This is a genomic window from Actinacidiphila guanduensis (assembly GCF_900103985.1).
Classification (GTDB): Bacteria; Actinomycetota; Actinomycetes; order Streptomycetales; family Streptomycetaceae; genus Actinacidiphila; species Actinacidiphila guanduensis.
Map to the genome: position 1 here is coordinate 181,968 of NZ_FNIE01000013.1, position 14,948 is coordinate 196,915.

The window sequence follows — 14,948 nt, forward strand, 5'->3', positions numbered from 1 at the left end:
CGGGTCACGGGGGTCCGCGCCGGAAGGCTTCAACTGGCAGGCAGACTAGCACACCTGCCGGCTCACGGCTCCAGCCGGTCGAGGACGGCCGTGGCGACACCCGCGTACGCCAGGTGCGGCACGATGTCCGCGACCCAGTCCGTACGGGACCAGGTGCGCGGGTCGGTCACCTTCAGCACGGTCATCGGGCCGTTCGTGCCGATCAGCGCGAGCACGCCGGCAGCGGCGTAGGTGGCGGCCGTACCGGGGCGGAAGCCCGCCGCCCGGGCCGCGCCCAGCAGGGCGCCCATGCCGACGCCCGCGGCGATGCCGCTCAGGGCGCCGAGCGCGGTGACGCGGTGCTCGCGCTGCTCGCCGTCGCCGGGCACGGGCACGTGCACGGCTGCCGACAGCGCCTCCACCGTGGCCTGCGGCGTCGTGCTCGCGGCCCGGCCCCGCAGCACCATGTCCAGGTAGCTCACCGTGTCGAGCGCCGTCGCGCCCGCGGCACCGGCCGCCGCGCCCTTCAGCAAACCGCCCAGCACCCGGCCCATGCCCGTCCTCCCTGCCTTCCGCGGCCCCCGGTCCCGCGGCCGCCCGTACGCGCGAGCCTACGCAGGCCCGCCGCCGGATCCGCGGACCCGGCCGGCAACGCGGCGCGCCGCACCCCGTCCGGCCGTCAGCCGCAGGCCCCGTACAGGTCGCGCAGCAGCGCCGCCTCCGCGGTGTGGTGGATCAGCTCGTCGGCGATGTGCAGGGCGAACGAGCGGCGGGTCGCGTCTCCGTAGCGGCCGGCGGGCGCGCCCACCGGAGCGGCCAGGGCGGCGTCGCCGGTCGCGGCGAGCAGGGTGCGCCAGTGGGCGAAGGCCCCGCCTGCCGTGGCCAGGGCCCCCGCGGCTCCCGCCTCGGGTGGGCCTGGCGCGGGCGCGGGCCGGCCGCCCGGATCGAGACCGAGCCAGGGGCCGTTGCGGTCCTCGGCGAGCAGGGCGGCGATGTGGGCGAGCCGCCAGCGCAGCGTCAGGCGCGCGTCCGGGCCGGGCTGCCAGGCCCACTCCTCGTCCCCGAGCCCGTTCATTCGCGCGGTGAAGCGCTGCCAGACGTGGTCGAAGAGGGCGAGCAGGTCGTCGCGCTCGGCTGTCGCGGGAAGTGCCATGGCCCCAGTGTGGGCCCGTGCCGGGGTCAGTCGACCACGAGGTAGCGCTGCTGGCCGGACGCGCCCGGGCGGTCGCCTTGCTTGGCGGCGGCGAAGACCGACCAGACGTAGTGGCCGCGCTGGTTCGGCGTGAAGGTGTAACTGCGGCCGCTCTGCCAGGGTTTGATCGACCACTTGCCGTCCGGCGACTGGATCACCACGTCGGACTGCGCGGCGGGCGTGGTCCAGGTGAGCGTGACCGGCTTGCCCAGCGGCACGTGCGCCAGGTCGGCAGGCGACAGGGAGTCGGGCGGGTCGGCGAGGGCGCCCACCGGGTTGGGGGCGTCGGCTGAGGTGAGCACCGACAGGTAGCGGGCTTGGCTCCAGGCGCTGCCCACCGCACCGGACTTCGCGGCGGCCGTGGAGACCTCCCACTGGTAGCTGCCGGTCTCGGCGGGCACGAAGCTGCACGACTGCGTGGCCTGCCAGCCGTACTCCTTCCAGCCCTTGTCGTCGTGATTGAGCGAGATCCGCGAGACCTTGCCCGCGGCCTTCCAGCGCAGGGTGACGCGCTCGCCCTTCAGGTAGGTCTGCTTGTCCACGGGGGTGGTCGGCGCCGGCGGGTGCGGGGTGTCGGCGGGCAGCACCGCGGGCAGCTTGCCGTCCTGCGTGCCGTCGTTCCCCACGGGATCGTCCTTGCCGATGGTGTTCTTCGCCAGGCAGTCGGGGGCCGCGCCCGTGGCGTCGTCGTGGGCGAGCAGGAGGGGCACCGCGGTGCCGACACCGGCGACAACGAGCACGGCGAGCGCGACCACCAGCGCCCGGCGGCCCTTGCGGCGGGGCTTGACCGCCTTGACCGTCCCGGCGCCCTCGAACGGGGGCGGGGCGGGGCCGAAGAAGCTGGTGGGCGCGGGGGCGGCGGTGGAAGGGTCCTGGCCGAACCGGTCGGCGGCCGGGCCGTGTTCCTCCGGCGCGGCCACGGCCGGCGGCGCGGCGGGGGCGTCTTGCGCGAGCGCGGTGACGGAGCCGTCCTGGACCGGCCGGGCCGCCCGCCCGGATGCCTGCCGGCCCGCCCGGCCGGCGTCCTGCCCGGGTGCCTGCCGGGCCTGCGGGCGTTCCGGGTCCTCCTGGGCCGCATCGGCGGGCTCACCTGCCCCGCCTTGCCCGGAGGTGCGGGCCGCAACAGCGGCCTGCTCGGCCGCGGCGATCTCGGCGGCGTCCCGTACGTCCCCGGCCGCGGCTTCGTGAGCTTCGTGGCGGAGCCCGTCGCGGGGGTCGTCCGGTCCGGCGTGCCGGTCCCGCGCGGCCGCGGCGATCTCGGCGGCGTCCCGCACGTCCTCGCCCGCAGCCCCGTCGCGGAGCCCGTCCGGTCCCGCGGGTGCGTTCCGCGTCCTCTGCTCGTTCGGCCCGGCGGGTCCGTCCTGACCGGCGGCGGCCGCGGGCGGCACCGGCGGTTCGGGCCGGTGCCGGTGGGAAGGTGGCAGCCACGGCTCGTCCGCGGCCTGCGGGCCCGGGTCGAAGTCCCGCACCAGGTCGGCGGGCGTGGGCCGGTCCGCCGGGTCGGCCGCCAGGCAGGCCCGCAGCACCGCGCGCAGCCCCCGCGGCACCCCGCTCAGGTCAGGCTCCTCGTGCACGACCCGGTAGAGCACGACAGCCGGCGCGCCCGTCCCGTACGGGGCGGCGCCCGCCGCGTCGCACAGCACCCGGCCGAGGCTGAAGACGTCGCACGCGGGCCCGACCGGGCCGCCGGAGATCTGCTCGGGCGCCATGAAGCCGGGGGTGCCGACGACGACGTGCGGCCGGGTGAGCACCGTGTCGTCCGAGCCGCGGGCGATGCCGAAGTCGATGACGCGCGGGCCGTCGTCGGCCAGCAGCACGTTCGAGGGCTTCAGATCGCGGTGCACCAGGCCGACGCCGTGGATCGCCTGCAGCGCCTCGGCGAGCCCGGCGCCGATCCGGCGCAGCGACGTCTCGGGCAGTGGGCCGTGCTCGGCCACGGCCTGCTCGAGCGAGGGGCCGGGGATGTAGGCGGTGACGAGCCACGGCGGGTCGGCGTACGGGTCGGTGTCGACGACCTGCGCGGTGTGGAAGCCGCCGACCCGCAGCGCGGCCGCCGACTCGCGGGCGAAGCGCTGCCGGTACTCCGGCTCGCGGGCCAGGTGCGGGTGCACGCACTTGACGGCCACCAGCCGCCCGCCCGGGGAGCGCCCGAGGTAGACCGTGCCCATGCCGCCGGCGCCGAGCCGCCCGAGCAGCCGGTACCGCCCCACCGCCGCCGGATCGCCTGCCACCAGAGCGTCCACGCCCATGCCCCCGTCCCCGTACGGCCCCCGGGCCGCACACGTCGCTCGTGCCGCTCGCCTCGACCGGACGCCGCCCCTGCCGCCCACCGGCCGGCCGCCCCAACGGCCGGTGCCCGCACGGTCGTTGTACCCGGTCAGGCGGTATCAACCCATGGCGCCCGGCGTGACGTCAACTCCCGCGGCGGGCCGCCCGCGGCTTGTGGCGAAGCTGTGCCGAAGTGCCGCGCCCGAGGGCTCAGGCCGGGGCCATCGGCACCGCGAGCGCGGTGCAGCCCCGCATGTCGAGCCACATGTCCTGCGGGGTGCGCACCAGCCGCAGGACGACCTCGGAGCAGTGCGGGCAGCGCGCGACCAGGCCCGGCGCCCTGCCGTAGACCCGCAGGGCGGCCAGGTGGCCGCTGCTGCCGCAGTGCGCGCAGCGGGAGGTGGCGGTGGTGACGTCCACCGCGAAGAGTTCGGCGAGCACGCCGGCCAGCGCGTTGCCGTCCAGGAAGTCGGTGGCGCCGCCGGGCGCGTCCTGCGGCGGGGCGGTGCCCGTCGCTGCGCGGTCGGTGTCGTGCATGTCAGCCTCCGCTCGGTCCGAAGCGTTCGGTGCGGATACGGGCCGGGTGGTGGCCGAGCGCCACGAGCAGGCCCGCCGCGGTCTCGACGAAGCCGGTGGGCCCGCACACGTAGACGGTCGGCTCGAAGTCGGCCGGCCAGCCCCAGTCGGCGAGGTCCTGCGCGGTGAGCCGGCCGGGCGCGCGCACCACGCCGGGCGGCGCGGTGCGGGTGTGGATCCAGGTGGTGTCCAGGCCGGGGGAGCCACGGTCGAGTTCGGCGCCGTAGAGCCGGTCGGCGGGGCCGCGTACGGAGGCCACCAGCCGGAAGGGCACCCGGCTGCCGGCCGCCGCGCGGACCCGGACCATCGCCATGAGCGGCACGATCCCGGAGCCGCCGGCCACCAGCAGTACCGGCTCCTTCTGCTCGTCCGGCCGCCAGACGAACCAGCCGCCCACCGGTCCGCGCACCTCGACCAGGTCGCCGACCGAGAACTCCCCGGTCAGATACGGGGAGACCTCGCCGTCGGGTACCCGCTGCACGGTCAGCTCCAGCCGGTCGCCGTCCGGGGCCGCCGCCAGCGAGTAGCTGCGCTGGGTGCTGTAGCCGTCCTCCGCGGTGAGCCGCACGTCCACGTGCTGGCCCGGCAGGTGCCCCGGCCAGCCCGGCACGTCCAGCACCAGGGTGGACGCGGTGGCCGTCTCCTCGCGCCGCTCCAGCAGGGCCGCGGTCAGCCAGCGCGGCATCGTCAGTCGCCCTGGTAGCGCTGCTCGCGCCACGGGTCGCCGTAGGAGTGGTAGCCCGCGCTCTCCCAGAAGCCGGGCTCGTCGCGGGTGAGCAGGCGGATGCCGCGCACCCACTTCGCCGACTTCCACAGGTAGAGGTGCGGCACCAGCAGCCGGGCGGGGCCGCCGTGCTCGGGCGCGAGGTCGGCCCCGTCGTAGGTGTGGGCGATCCAGGCCCGCCCGCCGCGCAGGTCGGCCAGTGGCAGGTTGGTGGTGTAGCCGCCGTAGGAGTCGACGAGCGCGTAGCCGGCCTCGGTCTCGACGTCCGCGAGCAGGGTGTCCAGGCTGACCCCGCCCCATGTGGTGCCGAACTTCGACCACTTGGTCACGCAGTGCAGGTCCACGGTGGGGGATTCCGAGGGCAGCGCCATCAGGTCGGGCCAGCTCCAGGCGTGCCGGGCGCCGGTCTCGGTGGTGATCGTGAACTGCCAGCGGTCGCGGTCGACCCTGGGGGTGGGGCCGGCCGAGAGCACGGGGAAGTCACGTGTCTCGTACTGGCCGGGCGGCAGCGTACGGCCGGGCTCCGGCCGCCTGCCGTGGAAACCGCGCGAGATGACGGCCACGTCGGGTCCCGCCCTTCTGGGGTCGGCTGCGGCGGACCCTTGCGAGCCTAGTGGCCCCCCGCCGGCCCCGCACAGGGGTGGTCGCAAACGCGAGGGAAAGGTGTGCGGCCGCTGGTGGCCATACCCCTCGGGGGTACGTCCCGACGTCGGGAGGGCAGGCGGCCGCGCACGCCTCCACCGGGCGCTCGCCGGGCCCTCCCGCTGTCCCCGCAGGCGGGCGCTGCTGCGTACGGGTGAAGGGGCGCCGCCTTCGGGGCGTCCCCGGGGCCGGGCGGGCCGCGGGCGCCCACGATGCTGGAATGCCGTCCGTGCCCACCCGCCTCCTGGTGCCGCTCGCCGAGGCGGGCGACCCGTCGCAACTGCTGCCCGCGCGCGAGCAGATGGCCTTCACACTGGGCTTCCACATCGTGCTGGTGCCCTTCGGGGTCGCCCTGACCACGCTGATGCTCGTCGCCAACTACCGCGGCCTGCGCCACGGCGACCAGGAGGCGATGCTGCTGGCCCGCCGCTGGTCCAAGGTCGCCGCCGTGCTGTTCGCCGTCGGCGCCGTCTCCGGCACCGTGCTCACCTTCGAACTGGGCATCCTGTGGCCGCACCTGATGGGCCGCTTCGGCGCCGCCTTCGGCTTCCCCTTCGCCATCGAGGGCATCTTCTTCTTCCTCGAGGCGATCTTCGTGTCGATCTACATCTACGGCTGGGACAGGATGCGGCCGTGGGCGCACTTCTGGTCCGGCGTGCCGGTCGCGCTGTCCGGGATCGGCGGCTCGGCCTCGGTGATCGCCGCCAACAGCTGGATGAACAAGCCCGGCGGCATCACCCTGCGGGACGGGTCGGTCGCGACCGTGCGCCCGGCGGGCGTGTTCTTCAACGGCGCCTTCTGGTACGAGTTCGTGCACATGTTCCTGGCCGCGTACATCGTGGCCGGCTTCACCGTCGCCGGCGTCTACGCCCGCGGCCTGCTGCGGCGGCGCACCGACGGCTACCACCGCAAGGGCTTCCTCATCGGCTTCGGCGTCGCGGGCGCGACCATCCCGCTGCAGATCGTCATGGGCGACTTCATCGCGCGCTACCTCTTCCACGAGGAGCCACGGAAGTTCGCCACCATCGAGATGGTGCCGCACACCGACACCCACGTCCCCGAGACGCTGCTCGGCATCCTCAAGGACGGCCAGGTCCGCGGCGGCCTCGGCATCCCCTCCGGCGCCTCGCTGCTCGCCGGATTCAGCCCCTCCACCCGCATCCGCGGCCTGAACGAGATTCCGCCGGCCCAGCGGCCCACCGACTCCGAGGTCAGCGTCGTCCACCTCGCCTTCGACATCATGGTCGGCACCGCCTTCGCCATGCTCGCCCTCGCCGTGTGGTTCGCCTGGCTCTACCGGCGGCGGCGCGAAGTCCCCACCAACCGCGCCTTCCTGTGGTGCACGGCCGTCAGCGGCATCGTGGCCGTGGTCTCGCTGGAGTGCGGCTGGGTCGTCACCGAGGTCGGCCGCCAGCCCTTCACCGTCGTCGGGCTGCTGCTCACCCGCGACGCGGTCGCCACCCACGGCAACCTGTGGCCCTTCTTCGCCGGGGCCCTGGCGATCTACCTCGCCGTCGCACTCGGCGCCGCGCTGGTGCTGCGCAACATGAAACGGCGCTGGCACACCGAGGGCGGCGACACCGTCGGCGTCCCCTACGGGCCGCGCGAACCGCTGGACGACAGCCCGGCAGCGGAGCCGCGCCGGTGACCGCCGCCATCGCCGCCCTGATGTTCGCCGGCGTCGTCTGCTACGCGGTGCTCGGCGGCGCCGACTTCGGCGCGGGCCTGTGGGACCTCACCGCGGGCGGTGCCGCGCGCGGCCGCGCCGCCCGGCACCTGATCGACATCTCGGTCGGCCCGGTCTGGGAGGCCAACCACACGTGGCTGATCTACTGCCTGGTCTTCCTGTGGTCCGGATTCCCCACCGCCTTCGCCGCCATCACCACCACGCTCTACTTCCCGCTGGGCCTGGCCGTCTTCGGCATCGTGGTGCGCGGCAGCGGCTTCGCCTTCCGCAAGGCGTCCCTGCGCACCCCCGAACAGCGGCTCTACGGCGTCGCGTTCGCCACGTCCTCCGTGCTCACCCCGTACTGCTTCGGGGCCGTCGCCGGCGGGATCGCCTCAGGGCGGGTGCCGACCGGCGGCAACGGCAACGCCGTCAGCAGCTGGAACAACCCGACCTCCGTCCTCGGCGGCATCCTCGCCGTCGTGGTCTGCGCCTACCTCGCCGCCGTCTATCTCACCGCGGCGGCCGGGGCCGACGCCGCGATGCGCCACTACTACCGCCGCAGGGCGCTGGTGGCGGCGGCCGTGACCGGGCTCGTCACGCTCGCGGGCGTCTTCGTGCTGCACTCCGACGCCCACCGGCTCTTCCACCAGCTCAGCCACCGCGGGCTGCCCGCGCTCATCGTCGCCGGGCTGTGCGGGCTGGCCGGTGTCGCCCTGCTGCTCACGGACACGGTGCGGGGCCTGCGCGCGACGGCCGCGGCAGCGGTGGCCGCCGTCGTGGTCGGCTGGGGCGTGGCCCAGTACCCCTACCTCCTGGGCACCCACCTGCGCCTGTCCGAGGCGGTGGCCCCGCGGCCCACCCTCTGGGTCCTGGTGGGAGTGGCCTGCGCGGCGGCCGTACTGATCGTGCCCTCGCTCGTGACGCTGTTCCGCATCTTCGACCGGGGCGGCCCGGAGCCGGAGCCGGGTGGTCATTGAGCGGGGCGGCAACTCGCCGTCGGGGTTCCTGTCCCGTCGCCGAGTGCCGCACGGCGGGCGGTACGGGGGCGGCTTCTCGCCGTTGGGGTTCCCGTCTCGTCGCCGACAGCCGCACGGTGGGCGGTTAGTGGGGGTTCCCCCTCTGGGGGAGCCGTTCCCCGCGCCCCATTCGGGTTCTCGTCTGCCCCACGGGATCCGATGCCGTCGTAAGGACGGTGGTTCCTTCCCGCGCAGTTCCCCGCGCCCCTTCGGGGCAGCGTCTGCCCCGACCGCGCCGTTGCCGTCCGCAGGCCGGTGCCCGGCTGGTCGCGCGGTTCCTCCCCCAGTGCTTCGCCTGGGAGGTACCCCCAGCGCCCCTTTCGGGTTCCCGTCTGCCCAACGGGGTCCGATGCCGTCGTAAGGACGGTGGTTCCTTCCCGCGCGGTTCCCCGCGCCCCTGTTGGGGGGTGGGCTTATGCGTGCAGGGCGAGGAGGTCCTGTTCGGCCTGGGCGGACAGGGGCTCCTGCAGGGGCGGGCGGCCGCGGTCGCGGTCCCAGGCGAGGACGTCGGCGACGGTCTTCTCCAAGGGGGTCGCGGGCATCCCCGCCGCCCGGGCACGGGCCGGACTGCGCTGCTGCGTCAGCCAGTTCGACCGTACGAGCGGGAACATCGGTCCGACGGAGTCGATCGGCACGGGGACGAGTTCCACCGTCGAGCCCGCGACCCGCGCGCACGTCTCGATCAGCCCGCCCAGCGTCGTCGGCTCCGCCGGGCCCACCGCGTGGAAGGCGCCGCCGCGGCCGTCCGCGAGCAACCGCACCACCAGGCGGGCCAGATCGCGCGCGTCCACCACCTGCAGGGGCTGGGCGGGATCGCCCGGTACGGCCACCCGACCGCCGCGCGCGGCCCTGCGCACCCAGTACGTCAGGTTCTCGCCGGGGTCGTACGGCCCCACGACCTTGCCGGGGCGCACCAGCGTCGCCCGCTCGCCGTAGCGTGCGACGACGTCGTCCTCGCACGCCACCTTCGAAGGGCCGTAGGTGCTGTTGTCCAGCACCTGCGCGTCCCGTACGGGCGGGCGGCGCGGGGTGTCCTCGTCGGCGCCGGGACCGACGCCCTCCTGCACGTACACCGCGTGGCTGGACACGAACAGGTAGCGGCCGACGCGGCCCTCCACCGCGTCCATCGCCTGCCCCACCTCGCGCGGACGGTAGCCGCTCACGTCCACGACGGCGTCCCAACTGCGGCCGCGCAGCGCGGAGTAGTCGCCCGTGTCCCGGTCCCCGATCAGCCGCTCGACCCCCGGGAACAGCTCGCGGCCGGTCCTGCCGCGTCCGAACAGCGTCACCTCCATGCCGTTCTCCAGCGCGTCGGCCACGATCGCCCGCCCCACGAAGGCGGTCCCGCCCAGTACCAGGATTCGCATGCACCAGAGGCTAGGGCCTGTCTGACAAATCCCGCCTGGGCGGCGGGGTCTGGCACGCGCCCCCTGCCTTCGGCGGGGGGACCCCCAGCTGCGTTGTCGGTCGTCGGCGCAGCCCTCCCCCTGAGCCTGCGGCCAGGGAGGTACCCCCAGCGCTCTCTCCCCCTGGGCCTTGCGGCCCGGGAGGTACCCCCACCCTCCGCCTTCCGATTGGGGGCACCCCCGGCCGAAGGCAAGGGGAAGCACCAGACCCCGCCGCCCCGCCCTTTCGGGCGGACGCCGCTATTTGTCAGACAGGCCCCAGCGAGGACGGCTGCTCGCCGTCCGAGTCGCCGTCCCGTCGCTGCCGGCCACCGGGCGGCGGCCGGCGAGCGTGAGGGCGGGGCGGGGGCCGAAAACCCTTCGACGGGAGGGCGGCGGGGGAGCGATGATCTCCGCATGACCCGGAGGGACCTTCACGCAGCAGCCGCCGCAGCGGCCGCGGTGAGGGCTGCCCGGATCACCCCGGCTGCCGCAGTCCTCGACGGCGCACGACGCTGACCCTCCCCGGAGCGCATGTCCGGCGGACCCGATAGGGGGAGGGTCGGCCGGCCCACGGGGTCCGCGAGGCGCACCGCGCCTTCGACCGGTCACGGCGCACCCGGCACCACCCGGGCGCCCGGACACGGAACGTCGAGGAAGAACATGTCCAAGCAGGCCTACATCCGCAGCAAGCCGCACCTCAACATCGGCACGATGGGCCACGTCGACCACGGCAAGACCACGCTGACCGCCGCCATCACCAAGGTCCTCGCCGACCGCGGCACCGGCTCCTTCGTCCCCTTCGACCGCATCGACCGGGCCCCCGAGGAGCTGCGCCGCGGGATCACCATCACCATCGCGCACGTCGAGTACGAGACCGACACCCGGCACTACGCGCACGTGGACATGCCCGGTCACGCCGACTACGTGAAGAACATGATCACCGGTGCCGCCCAGCTGGACGGCGCGATCCTGGTGGTCTCCGCGCTCGACGGCGTGATGCCGCAGACCGCCGAGCACGTGCTGCTGGCCCGTCAGGTCGGCGTGCGGCACATCGTGGTGGCGCTCAACAAGGCCGACGCGGGGGACGAGGAGCTGACCGACCTGGTGGAGCTGGAGGTGCGCGAACTGCTCACCGCCCACGGCTTCGACGGCGACGTCCTGCCGGTGGTACGCGTCTCCGGGCTGCGCGCCCTGGAGGGCGACCCCCGCTGGACGGCCGCGATCGAGGCGCTGCTCGACGCCGTCGACACCTACGTGCCGGTGCCCGAGCGGTACGTGGACGCGCCCTTCCTGCTGTCGGTGGAGAACGTGCTCACCATCACCGGGCGCGGCACCGTCGTCACCGGCGCCGTCGAGCGCGGCACGGTGCGGCCGGGCGCCTCCGTCGAGGTGCACCGCGGGGAGGGGGAGCAGCTGGCGAGCGTCGTCACCGGTCTGGAGACCTTCGGCAAGCCGATGGAGTTCGCGCAGGCCGGGGACAACGTGGCGCTGCTGCTGCGCGGGGTGCAGCGCGGGCAGGTCCGGCGCGGCGACATCGTCGCGGCGCCGGGCAGCATCAGCGCGCACGCGGGCTTCACCGCCCGCGTGTACCTGGTGCCCGCGGCCGAAGGGGGCCGGCACACGCCGATCGCCACCGGCTACCGGCCGCAGTTCTACATCCGCACGGCGGATGTCGTCGGCGACGTGGACCTCGGCGCAGTCGCGATGGCCCTGCCGGGCGACACGGTGGACCTCGCGGTCACCCTCGCGCGTCCGCTGCCCCTCGAGCCGGGGCTGGGCTTCGCGATCCGTGAGGGTGGGCGGACCGTGGGGGCCGGTACCGTCCGCTCGGTCCGCTAGGACCGAGGAGTACGGCGACTCGCCGTTGGGGTTCCCGCGCCCCGGAAATCTTGCCCTTTGCGCGCAGGGCGAGCATTGAATGGGGCGCGGGGAACCGCGTGTCGCGCTCACCGGTTGCGGTGGCAGCGGGTGGGGCGGCTGGGCGGAGGAGAATGGGGGCGTGGAAAAGGAAGCCGTACCCCTCACGCGGAGCGTGGACCTCGGAGTGGCGAAGCTGCTGCCCGACCTCGATCGCGAGGACGCGTGGCTGCTCACCGTGGACGGGGCGCCGCAGTCGTACGTGGACCTGGGGGACGTCGAGCACCTGGAGTTCGAGTACGTACGGCGTGTCGCCTACGTCGTGGAGGCCGTGCGCGACACGCCGGGCGACCTGGTGCACCTCGGGGGAGGCGCGCTGACGCTGCCGCGGCGCTTCGCGCGGACGCTGCCCGGCTCGCGGCAGGACGTCGTGGAGGCCGACCGGGGCCTGGCCGCGCTCGTGGCCGAACGGCTGCCCGTCGCGGAGGACGGCGTGCGCACGCACCTCGCCGATGCCCGCGCCTGGGTGGAGGAGCGGCCCGCGGCGAGCGCGGACGTCGTCGTCGCCGATGTCTTCGGCGGCTCGCGGGTGCCCGCCCGCTTCACCTCCGTGGAGTTCGCCGACGCCGTCGCCCGGCTGCTGCGCCCGGACGGCCTGTACGTGGCGAACCTCGCCGACGCCGCCCCCTTCGCCTTCCTCGGCTCCCAACTCGCCGCCATGCGTGCCGCCTTCGGGCCGGACGCACAGCTTGCCGTCCTCGCCGAGCCCGCCGTGCTGCGCGGCCGCCGCTACGGCAACACCGTCGTGGCCGCCGCCCGCCGCGAGCTGCCGCTGGACCGCATCGCCCGGCTGTGCGCGGGCGACCCGTTCCCGGCCCGCGTCCTCGGCACCGCCGAGGCCGTCCGTACCTTCAAGGGCACCGCCGTGCGCGATGCCGCAGCCGCCGACTCGCCGCCGCCCCCGGACGGGGCCTTCACCGTCGGCTGACCGCGGGGCTACGGCGTGGTCGCCAGGCCGCCGGGCGCGCCCTCCTGCTCGGCGACGGCGGCCTGCGGCGTGTCGGGGCCGTGGACGCGCCGCTCCAGGCTGCGCACGTCGGGCAGGAGGAGCACCGCCCCGGTCAGCAGGAGGATCAGCACCGCCGAGCCCCACATCGCCTGCGTACGGCCGAAGGCCAGGGCCGCGGGACCGGCCAGCGCGGTGGCCACCGGGGTCAGGGAGACCGAGCCGAGCCAGTCGTACGCCGACACGCGCGACATGCGGTCCTCGGGGATCTCCTGGTGCAGGGCGAGCATCCAGCCCACCGCGAACACCTCGATCGCGACACCGGTGGCGCACATCGCGGGGGCGAGCACCCACACGGGCACGGCCAGGGCGAGGCAGATCGCGGGAAGGGCCATCGGGAAGACGCCGAGCGTGCCGGCGAGCAGCATCCGCCGCGGCCGCCAGCGGACCATCAGCAGCCCGCCGCACAGCGTGCCGAAGCCACCCGCCGCCACCGCCAGGCCCCACGGGCCCGCGCCGCCCATGTGCTCGCGGGCGACCAGCGGCCCGTACACGGATTCCGTTGCCGTCACCATCGCGTTGACCACGCCGAACTGCACCACGATGCCCCACAGCCAGGGCCGCGAGACGAACTCCTGCCAGCCCTCGCGCAGGTCGCGCCCGATCCCGCCGGACTTCGCGGGCCGCTCCGCCTGCGGGGTCCGCAGCCGCGAGCGCATCGCGGCGGCGACGGCGAAGCCCGCGGCGTCCACCGCCAATACCCAGCCGGGCCCGAGCGCGGCCACCAGCGCGCCGCCGATCGCCGCGCCCAGGATGCTCGCGCCGTTCATCGACAGCCGGTAGACGGAGAATGCCTGGCCGGCGTGCCGCCGGTCGACGGTGGCGAGCACCATGCCCTCGGAGGCCGGCGAGAAGAACGCCTGGCCGGTGCCGCCCACAGCCGCGAGCGCCGCCATCGACCACAGCGGCGGCGAGCCGCCGATCACCAGGAGCGCGAAGAAGCCCTGCGAGACGGCGTTGAGCAGGTTCGCGCCCACCATCACCCGCTGGCGCGGCAACCGGTCGGCGACCGCGCCGCCCACCAGCAGGAACACCACCAGTGCGAGCGTGCGCGCGGCGATCACCAGGCCGACGTCCGTGGCGCTGCCGCCCTGCACGATCACCGCGTAGGCGGCGGCGATGGTCGCCCCGGAGTTGCCCAGGTTGGCGACGAAGGAGGCGCCGACCAGCAGCCGGAAGTCCCGGCCGGCCCACGGCGGTGGGTGGGGCAGGCCGAACCTGCCACGCGGGGGAGGGCAGGGGCGCGGGCGGGGGGCGGTGCCGGTCACCCGGGGGACTATCCCCGAACCGCCCCGCCCGCGCCAGCGGTTTTCCGCCCGCCCGCCGGTGGGCCCCTACTGCTTCAGCGGCCGGATCGAGCTCTTGATCTTGTCCACGATCGACTGCGCGAGCTGGTCGGGGACGCCGGTGTCGGCGTAGAGCACCCACACCACGGGGGTGGGCGTCTTCTGCGCCGGGTCCTCCCAGGCGACGGTGTAGGCGATGCCGCTGGGCGGGGAGCACTTGTTGGACTTCGGCAGATGGGTGGCGGTGGCCTGGGCCTGCCAGCCGGTGATGCCGTGGCTGTTGTGGAACGCCTTGCTGTCCTGGGCCTTGGAGAACGTGCCCTTGCCGTTGTCCTGGTAGCCCCAGTACGCCCACGCCTCGGCCTCGTTCTCGGCCGCCTGGCGCAGGCTCTTGGCGCCGGTGCCGCCCTTGGTGCCCACGGCGGCGCGGTCCGCGGTGCTGCCGTTGCCCGGGTCGCACCACTCGTGCTTGTAGTACGCAGGGGCGCCCATGACGACCTCGGGCTTGCCGCTCTTGTCGGTGAAGCCGATCGACTCGCCCTCCTTGTCCACCGTCCAGTCCGGCGGGACGTCGAAGGCGACGTTGCGCTCGCCGCGGCGGACCACCTGCCAGCCGGGGATGACCGGCTTGACGTCCAGCGAGCCGGGTGCGCCGCGCGGGTTGTCGCCGTCGTCGGGCGCGGTGGCGCCGGTGTCGCCGGTGCTGGGGGTGGCGGTGGCCGTGGGGGACTTCGGAGCGGTGGCGGTGGGCGTCGTCTTCCCCTTCGCGTCGTCCTTCTTGCCGCCGCCGGCCACGTAGACCGCGCCCACCGCGATCGCGGCCACCACGGCGATGGCGGCGGTGACGGCGATGCCGATGGTCAGCTTGCGGCGGCCGTCCTTGCCCGGCGGCGGGCCGCCGGGCACGCCGTACTGCTGGGGGCCGGGGTAGCCGGGAGCGGCGCCCTGCTGCGGGTAGCCGGGCTGCGCGTAGGGCGAGGCGGGTGCGCCGTAGGGCTGGGCGGGCTGCTGGTACGGCGACTGCGGGGACTGGGGCTGCCCCCCGGGCTGCTGCGGCTGCTGCGGGTAGGCGGGCTGCTGGTAGCCGGGTTGGGCGTACGGGTTGGGCGGCTGCCCGTACGGGCCGGGCTGCTGGGGCTGCTGAGGGGGTTGCTGCTGAGGTTGCTGCGGGCCCGGCTGAGAGGGCTGCTGCGGGTACTGCGGGGGCTGTGGGGGATTGCCCTGCGGATACTGCTGTCCCCCGGATTGCTGGTCTCCTGGCCACATGGCTGGAAACACTAGGGGA

13 protein-coding genes are annotated in these 14,948 nt (G+C 75.1%); 4 read left to right on the top strand and 9 right to left on the bottom strand.

What is annotated here, in order from left to right:
• Window positions 1-62: 62 nt before the first annotated feature.
• The 6 genes from BLR33_RS26500 to BLR33_RS26525 all read right to left on the bottom strand — a co-directional run bounded on the left by BLR33_RS26500 (window position 63) and on the right by BLR33_RS26525 (window position 5,302).
• Window positions 63-533 carry a hypothetical protein gene (locus BLR33_RS26500; RefSeq protein WP_176930489.1) on the bottom strand — a complete coding sequence of 157 codons (471 nt, stop codon included), beginning with the start codon at window positions 531-533 and terminating at the stop codon, window positions 63-65.
• A gap of 125 nt (window positions 534-658) precedes the next feature.
• Complete coding sequence (locus tag BLR33_RS26505) at window positions 659-1,132, bottom strand: DinB family protein (RefSeq protein WP_093787127.1); 474 nt, start codon at window positions 1,130-1,132, stop codon at window positions 659-661.
• Window positions 1,133-1,158: 26 nt separating this feature from the next.
• Window positions 1,159-3,420: a serine/threonine-protein kinase gene (locus BLR33_RS36345; protein ID WP_322987196.1), complete on the bottom strand. Its 2,262-nt coding sequence runs from the start codon at window positions 3,418-3,420 to the stop codon at window positions 1,159-1,161.
• A 229-nt stretch (window positions 3,421-3,649) separates the two neighbouring features.
• Window positions 3,650-3,976 (bottom strand): DUF6510 family protein, encoded by a 327-nt coding sequence (locus BLR33_RS26515; RefSeq protein WP_245771678.1) that lies wholly within the window; start codon window positions 3,974-3,976, stop codon window positions 3,650-3,652.
• Between the two features lies 1 nt (window position 3,977).
• A complete protein-coding gene (locus tag BLR33_RS26520; RefSeq protein WP_218136706.1) occupies window positions 3,978-4,700 on the bottom strand; it encodes a ferredoxin reductase in 723 nt (240 codons plus the stop codon).
• Between the two features lie 2 nt (window positions 4,701-4,702).
• A complete protein-coding gene (locus BLR33_RS26525; protein WP_093787129.1) occupies window positions 4,703-5,302 on the bottom strand; it encodes a sulfite oxidase-like oxidoreductase in 600 nt (199 codons plus the stop codon).
• Window positions 5,303-5,610: 308 nt separating this feature from the next.
• Between BLR33_RS26525 and BLR33_RS26530 the strand changes: the two genes are divergently transcribed.
• Together BLR33_RS26530 and BLR33_RS26535 are read left to right on the top strand one after the other, a co-directional pair.
• Window positions 5,611-7,029, top strand: a complete 1,419-nt coding sequence (locus BLR33_RS26530; RefSeq protein ID WP_245771679.1) for a cytochrome ubiquinol oxidase subunit I — start codon at window positions 5,611-5,613, stop codon at window positions 7,027-7,029.
• Complete coding sequence (locus BLR33_RS26535) at window positions 7,026-8,027, top strand: cytochrome d ubiquinol oxidase subunit II (protein ID WP_093787131.1); 1,002 nt, start codon at window positions 7,026-7,028, stop codon at window positions 8,025-8,027. The genes BLR33_RS26530 and BLR33_RS26535 overlap by 4 nt, the downstream gene beginning before the upstream one ends.
• 452 nt (window positions 8,028-8,479) lie before the next feature.
• Here the strand turns inward: BLR33_RS26535 and BLR33_RS26540 are convergent, their stop codons facing one another.
• The gene (locus BLR33_RS26540) at window positions 8,480-9,433 is read right to left on the bottom strand and encodes an NAD-dependent epimerase/dehydratase family protein (RefSeq protein ID WP_093787132.1); all 954 of its coding nucleotides are present in this window, start codon (window positions 9,431-9,433) and stop codon (window positions 8,480-8,482) included.
• Between the two features lie 681 nt (window positions 9,434-10,114).
• Between BLR33_RS26540 and tuf the strand changes: the two genes are divergently transcribed.
• Together tuf and BLR33_RS26550 are read left to right on the top strand one after the other, a co-directional pair.
• The gene (gene tuf, locus BLR33_RS26545; RefSeq protein ID WP_093787133.1) at window positions 10,115-11,293 is read left to right on the top strand and encodes an elongation factor Tu; all 1,179 of its coding nucleotides are present in this window, start codon (window positions 10,115-10,117) and stop codon (window positions 11,291-11,293) included.
• 160 nt (window positions 11,294-11,453) lie between these two features.
• Window positions 11,454-12,299 (top strand): spermidine synthase, encoded by an 846-nt coding sequence (locus BLR33_RS26550; protein WP_093787134.1) that lies wholly within the window; start codon window positions 11,454-11,456, stop codon window positions 12,297-12,299.
• Window positions 12,300-12,307: 8 nt separating this feature from the next.
• On the opposite strand, the gene BLR33_RS26555 is transcribed toward BLR33_RS26550, so the two are convergent.
• Both BLR33_RS26555 and BLR33_RS26560 read right to left on the bottom strand, forming a co-directional pair.
• Window positions 12,308-13,645 (bottom strand): MFS transporter, encoded by a 1,338-nt coding sequence (locus tag BLR33_RS26555; RefSeq protein ID WP_093787135.1) that lies wholly within the window; start codon window positions 13,643-13,645, stop codon window positions 12,308-12,310.
• A gap of 66 nt (window positions 13,646-13,711) precedes the next feature.
• On the bottom strand, window positions 13,712-14,929 hold the full coding sequence (locus BLR33_RS26560) for a hypothetical protein (RefSeq protein WP_093787136.1): 1,218 nt from the start codon (window positions 14,927-14,929) through the stop codon (window positions 13,712-13,714).
• Window positions 14,930-14,948 lie beyond the last annotated feature (19 nt).

Bases quoted from the DNA above. Each gene is read 5' to 3' on its own strand.
- BLR33_RS26505 (WP_093787127.1), bottom strand. From the start codon at position 1,132: ATGGCACTTCCCGCGACAGCCGAGCGCGACGACCTGCTCGCCCTCTTC.
- BLR33_RS36345 (WP_322987196.1), bottom strand. From the start codon at position 3,420: ATGGGCGTGGACGCTCTGGTGGCAGGCGATCCGGCGGCGGTGGGGCGG.
- BLR33_RS26560 (WP_093787136.1), bottom strand. From the start codon at position 14,929: ATGTGGCCAGGAGACCAGCAATCCGGGGGACAGCAGTATCCGCAGGGC.
- BLR33_RS26540 (WP_093787132.1), bottom strand. From the start codon at position 9,433: ATGCGAATCCTGGTACTGGGCGGGACCGCCTTCGTGGGGCGGGCGATC.
- tuf (WP_093787133.1), top strand. From the start codon at position 10,115: ATGTCCAAGCAGGCCTACATCCGCAGCAAGCCGCACCTCAACATCGGC.
- BLR33_RS26520 (WP_218136706.1), bottom strand. From the start codon at position 4,700: ATGCCGCGCTGGCTGACCGCGGCCCTGCTGGAGCGGCGCGAGGAGACG.
- BLR33_RS26515 (WP_245771678.1), bottom strand. From the start codon at position 3,976: ATGCACGACACCGACCGCGCAGCGACGGGCACCGCCCCGCCGCAGGAC.
- BLR33_RS26500 (WP_176930489.1), bottom strand. From the start codon at position 533: ATGGGCCGGGTGCTGGGCGGTTTGCTGAAGGGCGCGGCGGCCGGTGCC.